At 49.9% G+C, this 25,157-nt stretch carries 17 protein-coding genes; 7 read left to right on the top strand and 10 right to left on the bottom strand.

Features of this window, described 5'->3' with window-relative positions:
• Nucleotides 1-12: 12 nt before the first annotated feature.
• Nucleotides 13-1,245, top strand: coding sequence for a DNA recombination protein RmuC (locus DXD65_RS01085; protein ID WP_009036948.1), 1,233 nt, complete (start codon nt 13-15; stop codon nt 1,243-1,245).
• A 263-nt stretch (nt 1,246-1,508) separates the two neighbouring features.
• On the opposite strand, the gene nqrF is transcribed toward DXD65_RS01085, so the two are convergent.
• From nqrF to DXD65_RS01120, 7 genes are all read right to left on the bottom strand, one after another.
• Nucleotides 1,509-2,783, bottom strand: coding sequence for an NADH:ubiquinone reductase (Na(+)-transporting) subunit F (gene nqrF / locus DXD65_RS01090; protein ID WP_016272690.1), 1,275 nt, complete (start codon nt 2,781-2,783; stop codon nt 1,509-1,511).
• A gap of 17 nt (nt 2,784-2,800) precedes the next feature.
• A complete protein-coding gene (nqrE, locus tag DXD65_RS01095; RefSeq protein ID WP_005828321.1) occupies nt 2,801-3,427 on the bottom strand; it encodes an NADH:ubiquinone reductase (Na(+)-transporting) subunit E in 627 nt (208 codons plus the stop codon).
• 113 nt (nt 3,428-3,540) lie between these two features.
• The gene (locus tag DXD65_RS01100) at nt 3,541-4,179 is read right to left on the bottom strand and encodes an NADH:ubiquinone reductase (Na(+)-transporting) subunit D (protein ID WP_005836455.1); all 639 of its coding nucleotides are present in this window, start codon (nt 4,177-4,179) and stop codon (nt 3,541-3,543) included.
• Nucleotides 4,180-4,183: 4 nt separating this feature from the next.
• On the bottom strand, nt 4,184-4,873 hold the full coding sequence (locus tag DXD65_RS01105) for a Na(+)-translocating NADH-quinone reductase subunit C (RefSeq protein ID WP_044468080.1): 690 nt from the start codon (nt 4,871-4,873) through the stop codon (nt 4,184-4,186).
• Between the two features lie 14 nt (nt 4,874-4,887).
• A complete protein-coding gene (locus DXD65_RS01110; RefSeq protein WP_005828314.1) occupies nt 4,888-6,057 on the bottom strand; it encodes an NADH:ubiquinone reductase (Na(+)-transporting) subunit B in 1,170 nt (389 codons plus the stop codon).
• Between the two features lie 53 nt (nt 6,058-6,110).
• Complete coding sequence (locus DXD65_RS01115; protein ID WP_008663256.1) at nt 6,111-7,460, bottom strand: Na(+)-translocating NADH-quinone reductase subunit A; 1,350 nt, start codon at nt 7,458-7,460, stop codon at nt 6,111-6,113.
• 227 nt (nt 7,461-7,687) lie between these two features.
• The gene (locus tag DXD65_RS01120; protein ID WP_117887290.1) at nt 7,688-9,088 is read right to left on the bottom strand and encodes a C1 family peptidase; all 1,401 of its coding nucleotides are present in this window, start codon (nt 9,086-9,088) and stop codon (nt 7,688-7,690) included.
• Between the two features lie 159 nt (nt 9,089-9,247).
• Here DXD65_RS01120 and DXD65_RS01125 point away from each other — a divergent pair, with 159 nt between their 5' ends.
• From DXD65_RS01125 to DXD65_RS01135, 3 genes are all read left to right on the top strand, one after another.
• A complete protein-coding gene (locus DXD65_RS01125; protein ID WP_005828308.1) occupies nt 9,248-10,450 on the top strand; it encodes a BamA/TamA family outer membrane protein in 1,203 nt (400 codons plus the stop codon).
• A gap of 247 nt (nt 10,451-10,697) precedes the next feature.
• On the top strand, nt 10,698-11,888 hold the full coding sequence (locus tag DXD65_RS01130) for a glycosyltransferase family 2 protein (protein ID WP_009036947.1): 1,191 nt from the start codon (nt 10,698-10,700) through the stop codon (nt 11,886-11,888).
• Nucleotides 11,889-11,904: 16 nt separating this feature from the next.
• The gene (locus DXD65_RS01135) at nt 11,905-14,595 is read left to right on the top strand and encodes an ATP-binding protein (RefSeq protein WP_117887291.1); all 2,691 of its coding nucleotides are present in this window, start codon (nt 11,905-11,907) and stop codon (nt 14,593-14,595) included.
• Between the two features lie 23 nt (nt 14,596-14,618).
• On the opposite strand, the gene DXD65_RS01140 is transcribed toward DXD65_RS01135, so the two are convergent.
• Nucleotides 14,619-16,394, bottom strand: a complete 1,776-nt coding sequence (locus tag DXD65_RS01140; RefSeq protein WP_025835515.1) for a biotin/lipoyl-binding protein — start codon at nt 16,392-16,394, stop codon at nt 14,619-14,621.
• A gap of 144 nt (nt 16,395-16,538) precedes the next feature.
• Entirely contained in the window at nt 16,539-17,042 is a 504-nt protein-coding gene (locus tag DXD65_RS01145) for an RNA polymerase sigma factor (RefSeq protein WP_005828302.1), read from the bottom strand.
• Between the two features lie 272 nt (nt 17,043-17,314).
• Between DXD65_RS01145 and DXD65_RS01150 the strand changes: the two genes are divergently transcribed.
• Nucleotides 17,315-20,218, top strand: a complete 2,904-nt coding sequence (locus DXD65_RS01150) for a M16 family metallopeptidase (protein WP_117887292.1) — start codon at nt 17,315-17,317, stop codon at nt 20,216-20,218.
• A 188-nt stretch (nt 20,219-20,406) separates the two neighbouring features.
• On the opposite strand, the gene DXD65_RS01155 is transcribed toward DXD65_RS01150, so the two are convergent.
• The gene (locus tag DXD65_RS01155; RefSeq protein ID WP_005836440.1) at nt 20,407-21,033 is read right to left on the bottom strand and encodes a trimeric intracellular cation channel family protein; all 627 of its coding nucleotides are present in this window, start codon (nt 21,031-21,033) and stop codon (nt 20,407-20,409) included.
• A gap of 134 nt (nt 21,034-21,167) precedes the next feature.
• Between DXD65_RS01155 and DXD65_RS01160 the strand changes: the two genes are divergently transcribed.
• Both DXD65_RS01160 and DXD65_RS01165 read left to right on the top strand, forming a co-directional pair.
• Nucleotides 21,168-22,262, top strand: coding sequence for a UDP-N-acetyl glucosamine 2-epimerase (locus tag DXD65_RS01160; RefSeq protein WP_022401058.1), 1,095 nt, complete (start codon nt 21,168-21,170; stop codon nt 22,260-22,262).
• Nucleotides 22,263-22,561: 299 nt separating this feature from the next.
• The gene (locus tag DXD65_RS01165; protein ID WP_035448288.1) at nt 22,562-25,147 is read left to right on the top strand and encodes a DUF5686 and carboxypeptidase-like regulatory domain-containing protein; all 2,586 of its coding nucleotides are present in this window, start codon (nt 22,562-22,564) and stop codon (nt 25,145-25,147) included.
• The last annotated feature ends 10 nt before the right edge of the window (nt 25,148-25,157 follow it).

Raw genomic sequence — 25,157 nt, forward strand, 5'->3', positions numbered from 1 at the left:
TTCAAAACACTTATGGAGATAGTATTACTGATTATAGGGATAATCATCGGAACCGTAGTCGGCTATCTGGCGGCAGACCGCAAGTCTGCCGCACTGAGGGCAGAAATCAGCGGGACAAAGAAGGAAATAGAATTATTGAAGCTGCAGAAGGAAGAAGCCGAAGCGTTGCACAAGCGCATGAACACCGAGTTCGAGAATCTCTCCAACCGTATCTTCCAGAGCAAAGCCGAAGACTTTACCAGGCTGAATACCGAACACCTGGGCAATCTGCTCCGTCCGCTGGGCGATAACCTGAAGGACTTCCGCCAAAAGGTGGAACAAGTATACAGCACCGAAGCCAAAGAACGCTTCTCGCTGGGTGAACGCATCAAGGAACTGGTGGAACTGAACAACCGCCTCAGCGAAGATGCCAACAACCTGACCCGTGCCCTGAAAGGAGACTCCAAAATGCAAGGCAACTGGGGCGAAATGATTCTGGAACGTTTGTTGCAAGCCTCCGGACTGATTGAAGGCGAACACTACTTCCGCCAGGAGTTTCTAAAAGACGAACGGGGCGAAGCCATCATCAACGAGGAAAGCGGGCAGAAGATGCAGCCCGACATCATCGTGAAATACCCCGACGAACGGGAAATGATTATCGACTCCAAAGTGTCGCTGACTGCCTATGCTGCCTACACCTCTGCCGAAAGCAAGGAGGAGCAGGCACACTTCCTGAAAGCACACCTGCAATCTGTCCGCTCCCACATCGACGAGCTCAGCCATAAAGACTACTCGCATTACGACGCCCAATCACCGGATTTCGTTATGATGTTCATCCCCACCGAAGGTGCCTACCTCCTCGCCATCCAAAGCGATGCCCACCTCTGGGAATATGCCTACAACAAAAAGGTGGTACTAATGAGCCCCACCAACCTGATTAGCGCCCTGCGCCTCTCGCTCGACCTTTGGAAGAAGGAGAACCAGGTAAAGAATGTGCAGGCCATCATCAAGCGCGGCACCATCTTATATGAAAAGATTGCAGGCTTTACCGACACCTTCCTCGGTATCGGCGACCGGCTGGCCAGCCTGCAAAGGGATTACGACAAAGCCTTCAACCAGCTCTCGGACGGTAACGGCAGTGTAGTACGCCAGGCCGAAATGCTGAAAGGCATGAGCCTCACTCCCAAGAAACGCATTTCTCCAAGATTTCTGCCCAAAGATACCATTCAAGAAGAAACAGAAGAGGAAAACGATAACATTCAATAAAACATCCAACATGAAAACTCTGAAAGACCGCATTCTCCTTCACCAAGAACCATTCATACGAGGTCTGTGTCAACAGGAATTACCACCGGAGAAGTAACAGCCATTCTGGCAAATGCACCGATTCATATCAAGGAATAAAGAAAAAGCGACGAAGAATCCACTCCACTTTCTTTCAATAGAGAGGAAATGCCCCGAACAAAAAACTCCGGCAAAGCCCTGAAGGACAAGCCGGAGTTTTTTTATCTCAAGACGGACAAGGAAGATTATCCGCCAAAGTTATCGAACATCAGGTTCTGAGCCGGAACGCCGAGGTCGTCGAGCATCTTCTCAACAGCCTTCGACATCGGGCCGGGACCACACATGTAGTATTCGATGTCTTCGGGAGCTTCGTGGTCTTTCAAGTAAGTCTCGTAAATTACGTTGTGTACGAAGCCCGGAGTGTACTTCACGCCCGCTGCATCGGCTGCCGGATCGGGACGGTCCAGTGCAAGATGGAACTTGAAGTTGGGGAAATCCTTTTCAATCTGCAGGAAGTCTTCCAGATAGAACACTTCATTCAATGCACGTGCACCGTAGAAGTAATTCATCACGCGATCTGTAGTGTGCAGTGTCTTCGTCATATGCATAATCTGTGCACGCAACGGAGCCATACCGGCACCACCGCCGACCCACATCATCTCCTTCTTGGAGTCGAATATCGGATGGAAGTCTCCGTAAGGGCCACTCATGGTTACCTTATCACCCGGTTTCAGGGTAAAGATATAAGAAGAAGCGATACCCGGCATTACATCCATGAAGCCCGGGCCCTGGTCTTTCGGCTTGAACGGAGGCGTGGCGATACGTACCGTCAGCATAATGCGGTCGCCTTCGGCAGGATAGTTGGCCATAGAATAGGCACGGATGGTTTCTTCGTCATTGCGGCACTTCAAGCCCAGCAGACCGAATTTCTCCCATGCAGGCAGATACTCATCACCGATAAGGCTCTTGTCGATGTCCTTATCATAATCCATCGAATATTTAGGAATCTTAATCTGCGCATAAGAACCCGGAACGAAATCCATGTGCTCGCCTTTGGGCAATGCAACGATGAACTCTTTGATGAACGTAGCCACATTCTTGTTGGAGATAACCTCGCACTCCCACTCTTTTACGCCCAGTACGCTTTCGGGAACCTTGATGGCCATATCGCCTTTCACTTTCACCTGGCAACCCAGACGCCAGTGATCTTGTATTTGCTTACGGCTGAAGTGCGGAGTCTCAGAAGGCAAGATTTCACCCCCACCTTCCATTACCTGGCATTTGCACTGTCCGCAGGAACCTTTACCACCGCAAGCGGAGGAAAGGAACACACCGTTTACAGACAGCGTATTCAGCAATGTAGAACCGGAAGCTACGTCCAGTTCCTTGTCGCCATTGATAGTCAGTTTTACATTACCCGAAGGCACCAAGAAATTCTTGGCAACCAGCAGGATAACAACAAGCAGGATGACAACCACGAGGAATACTCCAATGCTTGCTAATATCATATTCATATCCATTGTTTTATTCCTTTCTTTTAGATGTTCAAACCAGAGAAACACATAAATGCCATTGCCATCAGACCTACAGTGATAAACGTGATGCCCAGTCCTTTCAGTGGAGCCGGAACGTCAGAATAGGCCATTTTCTCACGGATGGCAGCCAAGCCTACGATAGCCAGCAACCAACCGATACCGGAGCCCAACGCATAAGAGACAGCATCAGCAATGCCACCGATGAATTTCGGGTCACTCTCGCCCAACGTGATGCGCTGCTGCATGAAAAGAGAAGCACCCATAATGGCACAGTTTACAGCAATCAGCGGCAGGAAGATACCCAGTGAGGCATACAGCGAAGGGCTGAAACGCTCTACAATCATTTCCACCAACTGAACGATAGCTGCGATTACAGCAATGAAAAGAATAAAGCTCAGGAAGCTGAGGTCAACGCCTTCAATGATTGCGTTGGCAGCCAGCACCTTGGTCTGCAATAAATAGTTGACCGGAAGCGTAACTACCAACACGAAAGTTACGGCGATACCCAGTCCCACGGCAGTCTTCACATTCTTCGATACGGCAAGGTAAGAACACATACCGAGGAAGAACGCGAATATCATGTTGTCCACAAAGATAGAGCGGACGAATAAACTTATTAAATGTTCCATATCTCTTCGATAAATTAAGAATTAAAGAATTAAAGAATTAAAGCAATGAGAACTTGTACTGCAGCAGAGCAGCCCATTTTTCATTCTTTCATTTTTCATTCTTCATTTATTTATTACTGCTTTTCCTGCAATTCTTTGTGACGTGCACGCTGATACCAGATGATGCAAGCGCAGAGAATCAACGCCATTGGCGGCATCAGCATCAAGCCGTTGTTCACATAGCCCAACTTCTGCAGAGGTTCATAGTTCAAGATGTTGAAACCGAGCAGCGTTCCCGAACCCAGAAGCTCGCGGAAGAAGGCTACGATTACCAGAATCTTGGCATATCCCAAACCATTACCCACACCGTCAAGGAAAGATTCCCAGGGACCGTTCTGCATGGCAAATGCTTCCAAGCGTCCCATCAGGATACAGTTGGTAATAATCAGACCTACATATACAGAAAGCTGCACACTTACATCGTAAGCAAAAGCTTTCAGAATCTCACTTACAATAGTTACCAACGCGGCAACAACCACCAGCTGAACGATGATACGGATACGGTTGGGTATCGTCTTGCGCAGCAGTGAAATCACTACATTGGAGAATGCTGTAATCACCGTCACTGAAAGACCCATCACAATGGCAGGCTCCAGTTTGGCAGTAACAGCCAAAGCAGAACAGATACCCAATACCTGCACGGTAACGGGGTTGTTCAGTCCCAGCGGAGTAGAGAATACTTCTTTATTCTTCTTTGAAAACAATTGTCCCATATTCTTATTCCTCCTCATTATTATTAGTTAAAAAGTTCTTGTAGCTGCTCAGACAAGCCTTCAACATGGCATCCACACCTACAGAAGTGATGGTACCACCGGAAATGCCGTCCACCTGATAGTCAGGTTTCTCTACCTTGCCGTTCTTCACAACACCGAGGACTACCTCACCGTTCTCCAACGTTTTCTTGCCGGGGAACTCTCCCTGGAAGTGCGCACTGGCAATTTCGGCACCCAGACCCGGAGTCTCACTGGCATGGGAGAAGTAAACACCGTAAACGGTATCCTTGTCGCTGTTCAGTGCAACATATCCCCAAATAGCGCCCCAAAGACCGGCACCGTAAACGGGAAATACATATTTCTTCTCACCGTCAACCTCTGCCACGAATACGTGCAGACGGTTATTTTCTTTGGCTTCCTTCTCGTAAGCGGTAGCAAATGCACCGGTATTCTCTGTCAGAGTACCGTCAACGTTCATCAGCATATCGCCCTTTACATATTTATTATATTCAGCTTCGGCATCCTTCACGTCCTTGATGTTGAGTGCAGCAAGAATCTGCTTCTTCGTGTCAAGTTCCACATTCTTGTTCTGCGTCTCGCGCAAGGAAGAACTTACGAATGCCAGCAGGAATGCAACGATAACAACCATTACCGAAGCATAAATGATAGTATAACTATTACTATTGGTATTCATTTCTTTTCCGGTATTTAATTGTTAGACTTGATTGCACGTTTTTCGCGACGGCTGATGTTACCCTGTACCACACAGTAGTCAATCAGCGGAGCGAAGATATTCATCAGCAGGATGGCAAGCATCATACCTTCGGGGTAACCGGGATTGAGCACACGGATAATGATAGCCATGGCACCAATCAGGAATCCGAAGATGTACTTACCAGTCTCTGTACGTGCCGATGTAACGGGGTCGGTAGCCATGAACACGGCACCGAAGCAGAAACCGCCCAGCACGAGGTGTTCGTACCAAGGCATCTGTGCCATCGGAGTGTCGGGACCGATTGCATTGAACACCCATGCCATGAAGGCACCGCCTACGAATACGGAGAACATCGTTTTCCAGCTTGCAATGCCCGTCCACAACAGCAGAATGGCACCCAGAGCGATGGCGATAACGCTTGTCTCACCGATAGAACCCGGAATAAGGCCGGTCACCATGTCCCAGGAGAACTCCGGAACGGCGCCCGAGGTAGCGGCTGCACCCAACGGAGTAGCTACCGTCAGACCATCTACCGACTGTCCCAGACCGAAGATACTGTCGCCCGATACCCAAACGGCATCACCGGACATCTTCGTAGGATAGGCGAAGAATAAGAATGCACGGGTAATCAAAGCTACGTTGAACACGTTCATACCCGTACCACCGAATACTTCCTTAGCAAAAATTACAGAGAATGCAGTAGCCACCGCCAGAATCCACAACGGGCAGTCTACCGGAACAATCATCGGAATCAAGATACCGGAAACCAAGAAGCCTTCCTGAATCTCCTCCTTCTTCCACTGAGCCACTACGAACTCAATGCCGAGACCTACTACATAAGATACAATGATTTTTGGCAATACAGCCAGAAAACCGTAGATGAACATTTCCCAGAAGCCTCCGGCAGCACCGGTAGCGTGGAAATGCTGGTAACCTACGTTATACATACCGAACAGCAGCGCCGGTACTAACGCAATGACCACCATCGACATGATGCGTTTGCTGTCAATGGAGTCGTGAATATGCGTTCCCGATTTCGAAGTGGCATTGGGCACGAACAGGAATGTTTCGAAGCCATCAAACACCGAACGAAATGCGTGGAATTTGCCGCCTTCCTCAAAGTTCGGCTTTATCTTGTCGAGATAATTTCTTAACGCTTTCATTAATATATTTACGATTTTACGATTTACAATTTACGATTTGCCATACGCCCCGATTATGCCATTTCGGCACGAAGCATATCGAGCCCTGCACGTACGATGCGCTGCACTTCCACTTTGGAAGAACATACGAATTCGCAGAGAGCGAAGTCTTCGGGAGCTACTTCGTAGATGCCCAGAGCCTCCATACGGTCGATGTCACCTGCAATGATTGCTTTCACCAAGTATTCGGGGAAGATGTCCATCGGAAATACGCGGTCGTATTCGTTGGACATAATCATGTGACGTTCACCACCCTTGATACGGGCATCTATCACATATTCCTTCTTGCCCATCAACCAGCTGAAGTAAGAGCGGTTGACGCTGAACTGATTGAAACGCGGCATAATCCAACCCAACATTTCATGGATTTCATCTCCTTCGGGAATAACGGTCAATTGGCTGTCGAAAGAGCCGAGGAAGCCGTTCGGAGAAACTTTCTTACCGGTCAGCACGTTGCCGCTGATGTAGCGGAGGTCTTTGTCGGTAGTCACGTTACCTTTGAAAACGTTCGTCAACAGAGCGCCGACTTTCAGCTTGCAATAAGCGGGTTTCAACACTTCGGAACCCGTTACAGCCACCGTACGGGTCATGTCCACACGACCGGTATTCATCAGACGTCCGATGAAGAGTACGGCTTCGGCACTGATGGTCCAGACCGTTTCACTCTTCACTACCGGAGAGATGTGGTTAATCTGTACACCCACGTTGCCTGCCGGATGTGGTCCGTCAAAAGCTGTTACGGTAACGTTCTTTGCCTGCACAAGAGCAGCAGACTTTTGTTTTACACTAATACCCAGATACGTCTTTGCCATCTTTGACAAAGCGTCGAGTCCCGTCTGGAAGTTTGCTTCTTCTCCCTTCAGCGCGAATTCAAAATCGGGAGCCAGCGGATTGCTGTCGAAAGCCGAAATGAAGATAGCTTTCGGAGTTACCGTCGGATCAGCGATAACGTCGTACGGACGTTGGCGGATGAAAGCGAACATACCTGCTTGCAAAAGAGCTTCTTTTACTTGCTGGCCGCTCATCTTGGACGGGTCCATCTTGCCGAATTCCTCATAGTCTTGCTCAGTGGCAGCCTCTACGACGATGTTCAGCACCTTGCGGCGTGCACCACGCTCCACGCTTGTCACTACGCCGCTAACGGGCGAAACAAATTTCAATTCAGGATGATTCTTGTCGATAAACAAGGGTCCCCCGGCCATCACATATTCCTGCTCTTTGACCACCACTTTCGGAGTGATGCCTGTATAGTCATCGGGAACCAGCGAATAGAATCCCGGTTCCTTAACAGACACAAGTTCCTGGGCAGCAGCGCCTTTCAGGTTGATGTCAAGGCCTTTACGTAACTTAATTACATTTGCCATGCGTTTATTTAAAATAATGGTTTCATTAATTTGCCGCAAAAGTAGCAAAAAAGAACGTGAATAAAGAGTAAAAAAGAAAGGAATTACGGAGAAATTTCCGTAATCCCTTTCGTTAACGAACACGAGAACAAGGATTAGGGGTTAAGAATTAGGGATTAATACCCTGCGGAATCATAGTGCAGCCCACTAATCCTTAATCCTTAATCCCTAACCCCTAATCCTTATCATCACTTTTCTTCAGCGAACATCGGGTCCCATGCCGGCAGGCAGACGGGCTTTTGTTTAAACAGTTCCATCACTTTGGCGGGAACATACTTTGTCTCCACTACCAGACGGAACATGTATTCATTGAACCACTCGTCGGTCATGATGAGATGTCCCTGATAACCGGAAGCGGCTCCCCAACTGTTCTCTACCATCCATTTTACGGGCTTTCCGTCTTTGTTCAAGTCAACGGCCATCAAGGTCATGGCGTGGGAAGAGCCACTGGAGAAAGTCTGGATACGTTGCTTCTTGTCCATCCCGAAGGTGGTGCCCATCAGTGATTCGTAGTCATAGTTTTTCACATCGAGCAGACCGCGTTCGGAGTTCAGGAACTTGCCCACATCGCAAGAGAAGTACATCATGGTGCTGTCCTTCAAGGAGGCAATGGCCATCTCTTTGATGTCCTCTACGGGCAGGTTGACATAAGTCCAGTTCTTGCCGTCGTAACGGTGGCGGTCATAGTCTATTTCATAGCACTTGTAATACTCGCGACTGGGGTCGTTCATCAGCATTACGTAGTTGGTCAGCAGTTGTTTGTCTCCATATTTCTCAAGGAAAGACATGGGAGTGTGATGCTCTGTCTCCACAGGATTACCCTTGGCATCGTGGCGGACATAGTCGAACTCCGTGGGAGGTACACCGAGGTTCAGCACCAGCATGCGGTAGATGGTTCCGAGCATCGTAGTTTTCTCCTTCTCCAGAGCTTCGGGCTTGGCACCGGCGGCAGCCATGTCACGCAGTTGCAGACCATACTCTTTCAGCTTCAGAGAGATGAGGTTGGCCATGCGGGAGGTATTTTCACTGCTGTTTGTTTCGGGCATGGCATCTTTGGGAACAAGGCCGTATTTGGAAACAATGTCGGCCACACCGGTAAAGGTACCCCCATCGCTCAGCGGATGCTGGAAGAGCCATTCTACGGTCTTATCAGTCAGGGGACTCTTGGAGGTGTCGATGATGCCTTGCAAGAAGAGGTTTGCCTTCTCCAACTGGTCCCAGAAGAAGGGATAGACTTCGGAGAACTCGAAAGACTGGAAACCGTATTCGGCAAGAGTCTTGGCACGCATCACATTCAGCCCCGTAAACAGCCAGCAGCGGCCAGACGACTTCTGGTCGGTGATGCCTTTGGATTCTACCTTGATGGAGAAGTGGGTATCCATGCCCTGCATATTCTCCTGGTTGAGTGCCAGTTTACGGATGTCATTATTGCCTATGGCATTGCGGAGCGCCTTGTCGGCAGCCGTGCCTTGATAACTTTGCTTGATTTGTCCAAGCATTTCGGGGCTGACACCCCCTTTTCCCTCTTGTGCCTGCACAGAGAACAGTGCGGCACTCAGAACAATTACAGATAAAAATCGTTTCTTCATTCAGATTATGTGTTTTTAGTTATTGATGTCTTGCTTCGTGAAGCAGACAAAAGTAATGTCTTTTTTGATAATTTTAGTGACATCTTTAGATTTATTATCTATTACAGTGAAAACTATTCGGGATAAAATAGTTTCCTTTGCACCCACATTTCGTACGACATGAAAAGATATATACTAAGCATTATCGCACTGGTGCTGTTCGCCACCACCTTTTATGCCCAGGAACAGACTGCGGCCGCCACAAACGACAGCGTTCCTGCACTGACCAAAAAAGAACTACGCAAGCAAAAGGTAGCGCGTCGGAATCTGCATTACAATATTCTGGGCGGACCCAGCTACACCCCCGACTTCGGTGCCGTGCTGGGAGGAAGCGCCCTAATGACCTTCCGTATGAACCCCAGCGACACCACGCAGCTGCGCTCCGTAGTGCCCATGGCCATCGCCTTCATGTTCAACGGTGGCATCAATCTCTTCTCCAAACCGCAACTCTTCTTTAAGGGCGACCGTTTCCGTATCTTCGGAAAGTTCAGCTATAAAAATACGGAAGAAAACTTTTACGGCATCGGCTATAATACCAATAAAGATTATGTACGAAGCGACAGTACCAGCAAATACCGGTACAGCGGCGTGCAAATCAACCCCTGGTTCCTTTTCCGACTGGGCAACAGCAATATCTTTGCCGGACCTCAAATCGACATCAATTACGACCACTTGACGGAGCCCGGCAAGTTCTTGGTGGACGAACCCTCGTACAAAGAGGCAGGCGGTACGGCTAATGGCTATAACAACTTCAACTCCGGCCTCGGTTTCCTGCTGACATACGACAGCCGTGACGTCCCTGCCAACGCCTACCGTGGTATGTATCTGGATTTCCGCGGCATGATGTACGCCAAGTTCATCGGCAGCGACCAGACCTTCTACCGCCTAGAGATAGACTACCGCCAATACAAGTCACTGGGCAAGCGCAGGGTGCTCGCGTGGACGGCACAGACCAAGAACGTGTTCGGTGACGTCCCTCTGACGCAATATGCCCTCACCGGAACGCCTTTCGACCTGCGCGGCTACTACATGGGGCAATATCGCGACAAGTCCTCGCATGTGGTCATGGCAGAGTACAGACAGATGCTCAATACCGACCGCAGCACTTGGGTGAAGCGGATGCTCAACCACATAGGTTTTGTAGCCTGGACCGGCTGCGGCTTCATGGGCCCCACTCCCGGCAAGATAGAGGGTGTACTGCCCAACTATGGTGTAGGTCTACGCATTGAGGTACAGCCACGCATGAACGTCCGCCTGGATTTAGGCAAAAACACGGTAAACAACCAGATGTTGTTTTACTTCAATATGACAGAAGCGTTTTGAGTAACGCCCTGCCTACCTGCCCATCCCTTTCCTATGGAGAATGATGATTGAAAGCCTTTAATCGCCTCTCACTCACAAGGTTATTCAAGCTCACCTCTATAGGAAGCCCACTTCCTTATAACATCGGAACACCTTGAGAAACAAACATTTTATTTTTCTTTTATTTTTCTTGCATCGGTAAAAGATTATCCATACTTTTGGCAATCACATTTCTTTTTATCAAAAAAGAAAGCAAACGAGCGGATACATGAAAGCCCTTGAAGTACTCTTCTGGATAAGTTTATTCATAGTGTTCTATACCTATATAGGTTATGGTATACTATTATATATCCTGGTCAAGATAAAAGAATGTTTCCGCAAGCCTACGCCCCGTCCGATGCCTGCCGACGATGCTTTGCCCCCATTGACGCTGTTTATCGCCGCCTACAACGAAGAAGATGTAGTGGACGAAAAGATGCGCAACTGCCTGGAGCTGGACTATCCCACCGACAAGCTACACATCCTCTGGGTGACCGACGGCAGCAACGACCATACCAACGAACGCCTCTCTCACTGGCCGCAAGCCACCGTCCTCCACCAACCCCAACGCCAAGGCAAGACAGCCGCCCTGAACCGCGGTATACATTTCGTAGAAACGCCCCTTGTCGTGTTCACCGATGCCAATACTCACCTCAACCGCGAAGCCCTGCGGGAGATAGTGCACGCCTTCACCGACCCTAAAGTGGGATGCGTGGCAGGCGAAAAACGTATCGCCGTGCAAAGCAAGGACAATGCTGCCTCGGGGGGAGAAGGACTATACTGGAAATACGAATCCACCCTCAAAGCGCTCGACGCACGCCTCTATTCGGCAGTAGGCGCAGCGGGTGAGTTGTTTGCCATGCGCCGCGAGCTGTTCGAGGAAATGCGGACAGACACGCTGCTCGACGACTTCATACTCTCCCTGCGCATCGTCATGCAGGGACACGCCATTGCCTATTGCGCCAATGCCTATGCCGTAGAAAGCGGCTCGGCAGACATGCGCGAGGAAGAAAAGCGCAAGGTGCGCATCGCTGCCGGCGGCTTGCAGTCCATCTGGCGGCTGCGTCCGCTGCTCAACCCGTTCCGTTACGGCACATTCTGTTTCCAATATATTTCCCACCGGGTGCTGCGCTGGTCGCTCACTCCTATCCTATTGTTTCTACTGCTTCCCCTCAACACAATTCTCATCTTTACGACAAGCACGCCATTACTGTATGCCGTCATCTGGCTGTTACAAACTCTTTTCTACCTCATGGGAAGTTGGGGGCATTACCTTTCAACGAAGCATATAAAAAACAAAATACTTTTCATCCCCTACTATTTCCTCTTCATGAACGTCAACGTCATACGAGGATTCAACTACCTGTGCAAACGCAAAGGCAATGCAAGCGGCGCATGGGAGAAGGCCAGAAGGGCATGAAACTAATACTATAAGAATGAAAAACATTTTGAAACAAGCTGAAAACGCCGAGAGACTGTTGAAGCTGACGTCAGATACCATGCTCCTTCTGAACCGGGACGGCATTTGCATGGACATCGCAGTGCACAATGTAAACCTTTGGTTCATGAAGGAAGAAAAGCTGCTGGGCAAGAATCTGTTCCAACTGATACCGCCGTCCACTTACTACCAAGTATATCCGGAGTTCAAGAAGGTACTGACGCAAAAGGTACGTTCAGTCCATAATTACGAAATGACACTGGGTCACACTACCTATTACTTTAAATGCATCATGTACCCGTACGACGGCATGGTCCTCTGCCAGTACCGCGACATCACAGAACGCAGCCAGCGCAAACTGGAACTCGAAAAGAAAAACCACGAGCTCAACGAAATACAAAAGGCCGCCCTCATCGGAAACTGGCAATACGATACCCAGACCCGCATATTCTGTTATGCAGGTCATACGGGTATCATGTGTTCGGAAGAGGTGCAGCACATCAATATGGACAATTATCTGGAACTTATCCTTCCTGAAGACCGGAAAAGCTTTACCGGCTGGATGAAAGAGAATCTGAAAGGCAAGATGGAAAACAGCGTGGACTACCGCATCTTCCTCAAAGGAAACATTTTCTATATCCGCCTCAAAGCGTTTGCCCGCGAACGGCAGAAAGACGGGAATGTCACTATAGAAGGATACATACAGAACATTACCGACATACAGAAACGGCGCAACGACATCAATCTGCTGACACATGCCATCAACAACTCCACCGAGGACATTTATTCGGCACACGAAGACGGCACGCTGATATTCTGCAACCGTTGCTTCAAGGAACGGCATGGCATCGGTAATGGCCAAGACCTCACCCGGATGAAGATATACGACCTGCCCTCATACGGCAGGGATGAAACATCCTGGAAAGAGTTTGCCAACCGTGTCAAACGTGGAGAGACGAACCACGGATACATCGTCTACCATCCGCTGCCCAAGCGTCCGGAAGTACTCGCCATTGAAGGAAACGCTTATTGGGTGACAAGCGACAAAGGGGAAGGAACCATCTGGACATTCGGAAGAGACGTATCGACACGCATCCGGCATGAGCAGCAAATCAAACAGTTCAACCAGATTTTGGACAAAATCATCGAAAACCTCCCGGCAGGCATTGTTGTGAAGGACATCAACAACAACTTCAAATACCTCTACCGCAACCGCGAATCATATAACCGCGAAATCCCCATACAAGAGGCATTGGAAAAGGATGACTTTGACTTTTATCCCCTGGATACTGCCCAGGAAAAGAGGGCGCAAGACATCGAAATAGCCAGAACCGGCAAAGAGATGCACTGGATTGCGGAAGAACGCGACGGAAACGGAAATCCCATCTATCTGGACAAACGGAAGATGAAGATTGAAAGCAACGACTTCTCCCCCATCCTGCTGAACATCGAATGGGACATCACGGAAATGGAACAGATGAAACGGGAACTGCTCGTAGCCAAGGAGAAAGCCGAGACCTCCGACCGGCTCAAATCTGCCTTTCTCGCCAACATGAGCCACGAGATACGCACACCGCTCAATGCCATTGTAGGCTTCTCACGAATTATTGCCGAAAGTACCGACGAGGAAGAACGGCTAGGCTATTACGAAATAGTGGAATCGAACAACGAACGCCTGCTCCAGCTCATTAACGAAATCCTCGACTTATCAAAAATAGAATCGGGCATCGTGGAGTTCACCATCACGCCCGTACGCCTCCATCCACTCTGCAAGGAGATACACGACGCACATATTTTCCGCTGTCCCGAAGGAGTGGAACTGATATACGAACCCTCTGACGAGAATATCGTGATTGACGGAGACAAGAACCGGATTTTCCAGGTCATTTCCAATCTGATAGGCAATGCCTTCAAGTTCACCACCACCGGGCACATCAGTTACGGGTATCGCCAGGAAGGCAAGTATGTAGCATTCCACGTCACCGATACGGGTATGGGCATTGCACCGGACAAGGTGGACCGGGTATTCGAACGTTTCGTCAAGGTGAACAACTTTGCCCAGGGCACCGGATTGGGACTTTCTATCTGCAAAACCATCATCGAACGTCTGGGTGGCAACATATCCGTCACTTCAGAGGTGGGTAAAGGCACCACATTTACTTTTGTTCTCCCGCTGGAATCCACCAGCAAAACAGAGGCGGAAAAGAAAGAAGAGGACAACCAGGAAACGACAGCAGAGACACACTCCACAGAGCAGAGGGGCAAAAATGCAGCCCCCGGAGATTCCCCGAAGAATGAAGAGGTCGGAGCACTCCCTACCCCTCCTTCCAAGACCATCCTGATTGCCGAAGATACAGAAAGCAACTTCATCCTAATTAACGCCATTTTAGGCCGACTCTATCGGCTGAAACATGCCAAAGACGGCATGGAAGCCGTAACGATGTTCGAGGAAGTCCACCCCGACCTCATCTTGATGGACATGAAAATGCCCAACCTTGGCGGAATCGACGCCACTCGCATCATCCGTGAACTGGTACCGGACATCCCCATCATCGCCCTTACGGCCTATGCCTACGAGCACGACAAGCAAGCTGCCCTGGAAGCAGGTTGCAACGACTTCCTTACCAAACCCTTCACTCAAGAAGTGCTGAAGGAAACCATCAAGAAATGGCTGGATGATAAAGGATGACTGAAAAACAGTCATCCTCCACTTTATGCAAAAATATCACTTCGCTGGATATAAGCAATCACATCCCCTTTATTGACCACATCCCCTTGCTTGGCACAGACTTCCACCACACGTCCGGTAAATCCGGTCCATATCTTCTCGTATTCGCCCCACGGCGTAGAGATGTAGCAGAACACCTCATCATGCTGGTACTTGCGTCCGATGAAAGGAGCAGAAGAAGGACCTTCGACGGAAACCTCCCAAAGCACTTGCCCCTTGGAAGGCGCGATTATCGGGTCTGCCTTGGCACGCTTCAGCTTCTTGATTTCCTCTTCCGAGTATCCGTTTTTGGCCATCGCCGCATCCTTGGCACGCTGCAGGTCATCCTCAAAACGTTTCTTGGCAACGCCGGATTTATAGTCGCGATACTGCCGGTCGTGCATGGCAAGCTCGAAGAGTTCCTCGTCATCATCGCCATATTCCCAACCGTTTTCGTCCATCTCTTTCCGGTATGTATCCAGAGCATCCGGGTAGTTCAGCTGCGGGTCCGTATCCACGAATTCAAAGCCTTTGGACTTGGCCAGTTCCACTATCTCGGGCGCTAAAGTACCGGGGAGGCGTCCGCTCTTGCCCAAAATCATGTCCCACGTATGGTTGTCTATCATCGTCCAACGCTCCTCTCCCTTTACCTGCTGCATGAGGTTCATCAAAGCCACATTCTTCACATACTGGCTGAAAGGAGTCACCAAAGGAGGATAACCCAGCTTGGGCCATACATATTCCACTTCGTCGAACAGCATGACGAGCAGGTCGTCCAGACTGAGTTCCGGCTCGTTCTTACCGCGCAGTATCATGTTGATGCCGGAATGCACTCCCTTCAAGTCGGCCATCATGGAGCCCATCATGCCACCCGGCAAACCGCACTTCAGCAAGAGTGAGGACATATGTTTATTGGTGGGGTCCATGAAATAACCCAAGAACTCGTCAATGAACTCCTGCGTCATGGCACGGGCTTTCATGTAGGCTTTCATGTTTATGTCGGGCACTTGGAAACCCAGGTCTTTCAGCATGGCCTGCACGGAGATGATGTCCGGATGAACCTTGCCCCACGACATGGGTTCCATCGCCACATCGATGATGTCGGCACCGTTCTCACAGACTTCGAGAATGGAAGCCATGGAAAGTCCGGGACCGCTATGCCCGTGGTATTGTATCAGCACATCGGGGTGCTTCTCCTTAATGGTTCTGACAAGCTGTCCCAGCATACCCGGACGTCCGATGCCCGCCATATCCTTCAAGCAGATTTCAGGTGCCCCGGCTTCAATCAACCGGTCGGCAATACTGGCATAGTATTCCACCGTATGGACGGGAGAATACGTGATGCAGAGCGTAGCCTGCGGTATCATGCCCGCTTCCAGAGCATATTTGATAGAAGGAATTATATTCCGCGTCTCGTTCAATCCGCAGAAGATACGGGTAATGTCCACACCCTGGGCATGCTTCACCTTGTACATCAGCCGGCGCACATCTGCCGGAACGGGATACATGCGCAGTGCATTTAGCCCGCGGTCGAGCATATGCGTCTGTATGCCTGCTTCCCTAAAAGGTGCGGTAAAGGCGCGTACAGCCTTGTTGGGATTTTCACCATACAGAAGGTTTACCTGCTCAAAAGCTCCTCCGTTTGTTTCAACGCGTGCAAAACAACCCATTTCAACTATCAACGGAGCAATACGTACCAACTGGTCTACCCGGGGTTGATACTTACCGGACGACTGCCACATGTCCCGGTAAACAAGACTGAATTTAATTTCCTTTTTCATCATAGTCAATAATAAGAGATTTTCCTTCGGTTAACTTAACATATACAAATATAAAGGATTATTCTGACATATAGTCAAGAATAACCCTTAAAAATTCATCATAAGCAATATGTTATATATCATATTGCTACTATCAAATTATTATCAGATGAAATCTTTCAATTCATCCTGCAACTTCTGGCGCGTAAAGAAGATGCGGCTTTTCACCGTTCCGAGCGGAAGGCCGAGGCGTTCGGCAATCTCGCGGTACTTGAAACCGGACACATGCATGGAGAAAGGGACTTTATAGTCGCGTGGAAGGGCATTGACGATGCGATGCATTTCTTTCAGGTCGTAGGCACCCTCGGTACTGGCAAAACCAGAGTCCTGGGGCATGCTGAGGTGATACTGATTGTCCGTCTGGTCCACAAAAGTCTGTTCGCGAACTATTTTCCGGTAATTATTGATAAAGATGTTGCGCATAATGGTATACATCCAACCTCTGAAATTGGTGTCGGGTTCAAATTTGTCTTCGTTATCCAAAGCCTTGAGAGATGTCTCTTGCAACAAATCATTCGCTTCTTCCCGGTCGGCTGTCAACTTGTATGCAAAGCGAAGCAGTTCTTCTTGCACTGCAAGCAAATCTTTTCTAAAACTGTAAGTATTCATACTTTGCTCAATTTTTAAATAGTTAATAATGGTTTAGGTTTTACGATTGCAAGTATAAGGAAAATTTGAAGCCCCGGGGGACGGAATACGGTTTTTATTAGGGGTGAAAACTATCATTTGACAGTTTACACCCCCCTCTCTGATAGTTTACGGGTGATATTATATGCTGAAAACCATCATTTTTCCGAAGATTTCGTAAATGTTACGTGATTTTTTTATAGCTTTGCCTACATATAGGAAAACACTTTTATTACATAAAAACACTTTATTTTATGAAATCATTTCAATTTAAGTCACTTCTTCTGCTGACTACCCTTATCATTTCCCTGCCCTCCTTCGGACAAGGACTGAAGGCGTTCAAGCTGAAGAACGGTCTTTCCGTATATATATGGGAAGATGAATCCAAATCGGACGTGTTCGGACTGGTAGGCGTACGTGCCGGTTCCATCAACGACCCCGAAGAGTACACGGGACTTGCACACTACCTGGAGCACGTCATGTTTAAAGGAACAGACAAGATAGGCGCGCTGAACTGGACGGAAGAAGAACCGATCTACAAGGAAATCATCGCCAAGTACGACCAGATGGCCGAAGAAGCCGACCCGGCAAAAAAAGAAGCCATCAGCAAGGAAATCAATGAGCTGACCGTCAAAGCTGGAAAATTGGGACTTCCCAACGAATACTCCAACCTGATGGAAAGCATGGGTGCCAAAGGGGTGAATGCAGGCACCTACTATGACTGGACCTTCTATCACAGCTCCTTCCCTGCCTATCAGATAAACAAATGGCTGGAAATCTCCTCACAACGTTTCCTGCATCCCGTATTCCGTTCCTTCCAGTCGGAGCTGGAAAACGTGTACGAAGAATATAACCGTTCACAAGATGACCAGGGACGTGCACAGAACCAGTTCGTGATGGAGAAAGCTTTTGAGGGACATCCTTACTCCCGTTCCATCATCGGCCTGCCCGAACATCTGAAGAATCCCCGCTTGAGCAAGCTGATTGAATTTTACGAACAATGGTATGTCCCCGAAAACATGGTACTGGTACTCGTAGGAAACATCAAAGCCCAACAAATCAGCGGACGCATCAATGCCGCCTTTGGACGTCTGGCTGCTAAGCCCGCACCCGAGCGCAAGGTCTACCAGAACCTCGAAATAAAGGGCCGCAAACAGTATTCGGCTAAAGTAGGATTCTACCCGCAAGTGGCAATGGTATTCAATGGAGTACCTGCCGGACATCCCGACGAAGACGCTCTGGACATCGCCCTGGCACTGCTGAACAACAACAGTCAGACCGGAACTATGGACAAGCTGGTACTGGACGGTGAACTGACCAGCGCCGGAGCCTACACCCGTACTTTCCGCGAACAAGGACGCGCCATCGTAGCGGCCATTCCACTCTACGACGAAAACCAGCGCCGTTTCGAGTCTACCAAGAGCGCCGAAAAGAAAGCCTTGAAAGCCATCCAGCAAATCGCCAACGGAGAATTCGAGGACTGGAAAATTGATGCCATCAAAGCCGAGAAATGCCGCCAGTTCGACCTGGAAATGGAGTCGAACGAGGACAAGGCCATGATACTGATGAACGCCTTCTACAACGAGCAGGACTTGGGCGACATACTCAATTACAAGGACAAGATTATGGCCATCACCACTGACGACATCAAGCGAGTAGCCAAGAAATATCTGTCAGACAATTACCTGGCCCTATATATCGAAAAAGGAAAGCCTGACAAGAACGCCAAGATTGAGAAGCCGGGTTACAAACCCGTAGAACCTCCGATAGGAAAAGAATCGCTCTATGCAACACAATTCAAAAACCTGCCCATCGGACAGATGGAGGAGAAATTCGCAGACTACGGCGAAGTGCAAATCAAGCAACTGAACGACCGTTCAAAGATGTACTACACACCCAACAAGGAGAATAACGTATTCCAGTTGGTTGTACAATACGGAGCCGGTGAACGCGAATTCCCAAAACTTGGCTATGCCGCCCAGTTGATGAACAACGCAGGCATCATGGGGGCCTACGAACCGCAAGAGTTGAAAGAAGAACTCAGCAAGCTGAACGCAACCTGCCACGTGACAGCCGATGACGACAACCTCTACATCATCATGGAGGGCTACGAAGCCACCCTGCCGCAAGCCTGTCAGCTACTTTCACGCCAGATTTTGATGCCAAAACTGGACGAAAAGCAACTGGCACGTCTGAAAGGTTCGGCAATGGGTATGCGCCAGCAGCGCAAAGACAACGTCAGCATCCTGAACGAAGCACTGCGGCAGTACATGCTCTACGGAGAGAAATCAGACTACATCAAGGAACTGACCGACAAGGAGATTTACGAATTACAGATTTCAGAACTGACGGGCGACATCAACCGCGCCTCCAACTACGAGGCAAAGGTGTTCTTCACCGGAACACTCCCCTTCGACCAAGTATACGATATCCTGAGCAAGAACCTCCCATTGGTGGCCAACGAACGCCCGTCCAACTCCCCACAGGCAAAGGACATGATGCCGGTGACCGAAAACACCGTCTACTTCCTGCCTAACAACGATGCAGAACAAGCCCAAATCCACCTCTACATCCCGATGCAGAAGGCTGACAAAAAGGACGACGTGCTGCGTAGCGCATTCAACCAATACTTCGGTCTTGACTTCACCGGCATCGTTCTGAACGAAATCCGCGAAAAACGCTCCATGGCCTATACAGCCTACGCATTCGTCGGCACGCAAGGCATAGCCGGAAAAGCAAGCTATCTGCGCGGCTACATCGGTACCCAGAACGACAAGGCAAACGATGCATTGGACGTACTGATGGGTCTCGTCAACGACATGCCGAAAAATCCGGAACGTATCGACAACATCAAGAGCTACCTCCGCCAAGCCATGCTGACCAGTCACCCCAGCTTCCGCAACAAAGCCATGGAACTGGTAGACTTGGGCTACAGAGGCTACACAGACGACCCAGCAAAGGAAAACCTGCCGAAAGTAGATGCACTGACCTTTGACGACATCGTGAAATTCTACGAAGAGAACATCAAAGACAAACCTTACTGCATTTCCATCATGGGCAACCCAAAGAACATTGACCTGAAGCGACTGGAAAAATTCGGCAAGGTAGTGAAACTGAACGAACGCAAACTTTTCAACACGAAGGATGCATTGTTCTAACCTTGTTTTATCCCTTTAGCAATCCCATCCTCCTTCCCCCTTATCAAGGGAACGAGGAATATGAAAGATTCCCCGACATTTCGGTTGCAAATGCCGGGGAATCTTATTTTTAACACCTGAAGTTCTTTTGCACATTGCCCGGAATTTCACCGGAGAATCCCGGAGGTTCTCAGGCAACGGATAACGGACTACCCTTCCTGCTCCTCTTCATTGCCCGAAAGGATAGGCAGGCAAATCCTATACTTCACCGCCAGTATGCGGGTAACGAACACCGTCACACCGCCCACAATCTGACACACGAAAGACTCCATCCCCAGAAGATGGCACATCCAGTAGAAGGTTCCTCCCACCACACAAGCCATCGCATAAATCTCCTTCCGGAATATCAGCGGAATTTCGTTGATGAATACGTCACGTATCACACCTCCCGCAGCCCCGGTGATGCTGCCCATAATGATGGCCACCCAGAAGGGATAGCCCAGCGCGATGCTCTTGCCCACGCCGACCACCGTGAACAGTGCCAGGCCGATACTGTCGAATATGAAGAACGTATTGTGCAGATGGATGAGATGTTTACCGAAGAGGATGACCCACAACAAGGCCAGTCCGGTACAAATCAAGTAAATGGGATCCGTCATCCAGCCCGGGGTGACGTCCAGCAACAGGTCGCGTATCGTACCGCCGCCAATGGCCGTCACAAAACCCACCACATACGCTCCAAACCAGTCGAACCGCTTGGCCGAGGCCAGGCGTATGCCACTGATGGCAAAGGCAAATGTGCCAATGAAATCGAGTATCTGAACAAATGTTGGCATTGTCATACTGAAATTAAGAATGAATAATTAAAACACTGCTATTTTCAAGAAGTACTCAAAATAATAGGCAAAGTAACAAATAATTTCCCTAAGAAAACGTATTTTTGTCGTATCATTTTTCACCAACTACGACAATGAGAATAACAATCGTATCGGGCGCACGCCCCAACTTCATGAAAATAGCCCCCATCTGCCGCGCCATCGACGCCGCCAGAGAGGCAGGAAAGAACATCTCCTACCGCATCGTCTACACCGGTCCGCAGGATGACACCAGCCTGGATGCCTCGCTCTTCTCCGACCTTTCCATGAGGAAACCGGATGCCTACCTCGGTGTCACCGGACACAACCACTCGCAGGTGGCAGCCTCCATCATGCTCGCCTTCGAGCGGGAGTTGGACGGGCATCCGGCACAAGTCGTACTGGTGGTAGATGACATGACCGCCACTATGAGCTGCTCCATCGTCGCCAAGAAGCGCGGACTGAAGGTGGCGCACGTCATAGCCGGCACACGCTCTTTCGACATGAACATGCCCCGCGAGGTGAACCGCACCATCGTGGACGCCATTTCCGACTATCTCTTCACCGCCGGCATGGTGGCCAACCGCAACCTCAACCAGGAGGGCATGATACCCGAATATATCCACTACGTGGGCAACATACTGATTGACACCATCCGTTTCAACCGCCACCGCCTGGTGCAGCCCATGTGGTTCTCCAGCCTCGGCCTGCGGAAAGGGAACTACCTGCTGCTCACCCTCAACCGCCGCGACCTGCTGGAGAAGAAAGCCGTACTGCACTCCCTGCTCCAGACCGTCATCGAGAAGGCCGGCGGCATGCCTATCGTCGCCCCGCTACACCCCTACGTGCAAAAGGCGGTGAAGTCGCTGGAAGTGAATGCTCCCAACCTGCACATCCTGCCTCCGCAGAGTTACCTGCACTTCGGATTCCTCATCAACCAGGCACGGGGCATCGTCACCGACTCGGGAAACATCGCCGAAGAAGCTACCTTCCTCGACGTCCCCTGCATCACCCTCAATACCTATGCCGAGCATCCCGAAACCTGGCGCATCGGTACCAACGAGCTGGTAGGCGAAAATTCCTTCGCTCTCTCCGCCTCGCTCGACAAGCTGCTGCACGGAGAATGGAAGCACACCACCCTGCCCGACCGCTGGGACGGACGAACGGCGGAACGCATCGTACAGACACTACTGAACGGCAACAATTCATAATCCTCCATAAACTCTATCCCAAGCTTGCAAACGTCTATCCCAAACCTACGGACGCTTATCCCAAGCTTGGGTCTTTCTATCCCAAGGCTTGGGATAGAACTTTATCCATACGTTGTGCAACTTTATCCTTTATATCCGGCAACTTTTCTATAAGGCTTCTGTACGTTTTTTATCTGTATCCGGTAAACAAGACATACGACTTTCACGTTCATTTAACCATATCTCCCGTTTCTTTAGTCTATATTTGCTTCTTGATTAACCTTAATTTGTTAACTTTGCGCCCGAATTATCTGTAACTTATGAAGCAAAGATATACAATTTACGCCCTTTTCCTGCTGTCACTGTTCGTCTCCATCAGCGCATCCGCCCAGATAAAGGGTGTCATCACAGACTCCCTCACGAACGAACCGCTGATGTACATCACCGTACAGTATGAAGGGAAAGGTGTAGGCGGCATCTCCAACGCAAACGGTGAATACCAGGTGGAAACCCGCAAAGGCTGGGATGAGCTGACGTTCTCCGCCGTAGGCTATATCACCAAGAAAGTAAAACTGAAACCCGGCACCCGGGTGCTGAACGTCAAACTGCAATCGGATGACATCATGCTCTCCGAGGTCGTGGTGAAGCCCCAAAAGGAGAAATATTCCCGCAAGAACAACCCCGCCGTGGAGTTCATGAAGAAGGTCATCGAGAACAAGAAGGCGCTGAAACTGGAAGAGAACGACTACTACCAGTACCAGAAGTACGAAAAGATGAAGATGTCGCTCAACGACGTCACCCCTGACAAAATGGAAAAAGGCATCTACAAGAAATTCTCCTTCTTCAAAGACCAGGTGGAGGTATCACCCAAGACCAACAAAATGATTCTACCCATCTCCATCAAGGAGACGGCCAGCAAGACCATTTTCCGTAAAAGCCCCAAAAGCGAAAAGACCATCATCGAAGGTATGAACTCCACCGGTATCGAAGAGTTCTTCAACACCGGAGACATGCTGGGGACCATCCTTACGGACGTATTTTCCGACATCAACATCTATGACGACGACATCCGCCTGCTGCAACGCCGCTTCGTCAGCCCCATCGGCCGCGGAGCCATCAGCTTCTACAAATACTACTTGATGGACACGCTCATGGTGGATAGGCAGGAGTGCGTGCACCTCACCTTCGTTCCCCAGAACCCACAGGACTTCGGTTTCACGGGGCACCTCTACGTGGTGAAGGACTCCACCTATGCCGTGAAGAAATGTACCATGAACCTGCCCAAGAAGACGGGTGTCAACTTCGTGGAAAACCTCGACATCGTGCAGCAGTTCGAACAACTGCCCGACGGAAACTGGGTGCTGACCGATGACGACATGACCGTGGAACTGCACTTTGTGAAAGGCATCCAAGGCCTGGAAGTGCAACGGACCACCAAATACAGCGACTATCAGTTCACGGAGATAGAACCCCGCCTCTTCCGCCTGAAAGGAAATGTCATCAAGGAGGCGAACATGCTTGCCAAGAGCGACGAGTATTGGGCGAAAGTGCGCCAAGTGCCCCTCACCAAGAAGGAGAGCACGATGGACGTATTCATGAACCGCATCGAACAGATTCCCGGCTTCAAGTACGTCATCTTCGGGGCGAAAGCCTTGATTGAGAACTTCGTGGAGACGGGCAGCAAGAACCATCCCAGCAAGTTCGACTTCGGCCCTATCAATACAATGATAACCAGCAACTACGTCAACGGCACGCGCTTCCGTCTGAGCGGCATGACGACCGGTAACCTCGACCCGCATTGGAGCCTAAGCGGTTACGGTGCCTACGGAACCAAGGACAAGAAATGGTTCTACTCCGGGCAGGTGGCCTATTCCTTCAACAAACGAGAATACGTATTGTGGGAGTTCCCGAAGCACTACATCGCCTTCAAGTACACCTACGACGTGATGTCTCCCATGGACAAGTACCTCGCCACGGACAAGGACAACTTGTTTGTCGGTTGGAAATGGACTACGGTAGACCAAATGTCCTACATGCGCGACGCCACGCTGACCTACGAGCTGGAGACCAATACCGGCTTCTCCGTACAGGCCATGGCACGCCACCGCAACGACCAGCCTGCGGGGCAACTGCAATACTGGAAGAACAACGGAGAAACACCCGGACAGTGGGATGAAAAGAATACGCTGGTGCACGACATCACCACTACCGAGCTGGGTGTGACCCTGCGTTACGCTCCTGGTGAAACCTTCGTCAACACCAAACAGCGCCGCGTGCCCGTATCGTTGGATGCGCCCACCTTCACCCTCTCCCACACCGCCGGATTCAAGGGCGTGCTGGGTGGAGAGTACAACTTCAACTTGACGGAAGCCAGCATCCGGAAGCGCTTCTGGCTCGGCTCGTGGGGCAAGCTGGACGTAACGGCACGTGCCGGTGCGCAATGGAACACCGTTCCCTTCCCCCTGCTGAACCTACCGATGGCGAACCTCTCGTACATTACGCAGAACAACGAGTCCTTCAACCTCATCAACAACATGGAGTTCCTGAACGACCGTTACGCCTCCCTCAACCTAAGCTACGACATGAACGGAAAACTCTTCAACCGCATCCCGCTCATCAAGAAGCTGAAGTGGCGCGAGATGTTCCGCATCCGTGGTCTGTGGGGCACGCTGACGGACAAGAACAACCCATACAAGAGCAACAATCCCGACTTGTTCCTCTTCCCCATGCGCGACGGTGTACCCACCAGCCACGTCATGGGCAAGACTCCCTATGTGGAAGCCAGTGTAGGTATCTACAATATCTTCAAGCTGCTCCACATAGAATATGTACGCCGACTGACCTATACGGATATACCGGGAGTGAAGAAGGGCGGTATACGCTTCATGATATTAATGATTTTTTAAGAGTTACATA

Source organism: Bacteroides sp. 4_1_36 (assembly GCF_003466325.1).
GTDB classification, from domain to species: Bacteria; Bacteroidota; Bacteroidia; order Bacteroidales; family Bacteroidaceae; genus Bacteroides; species Bacteroides uniformis.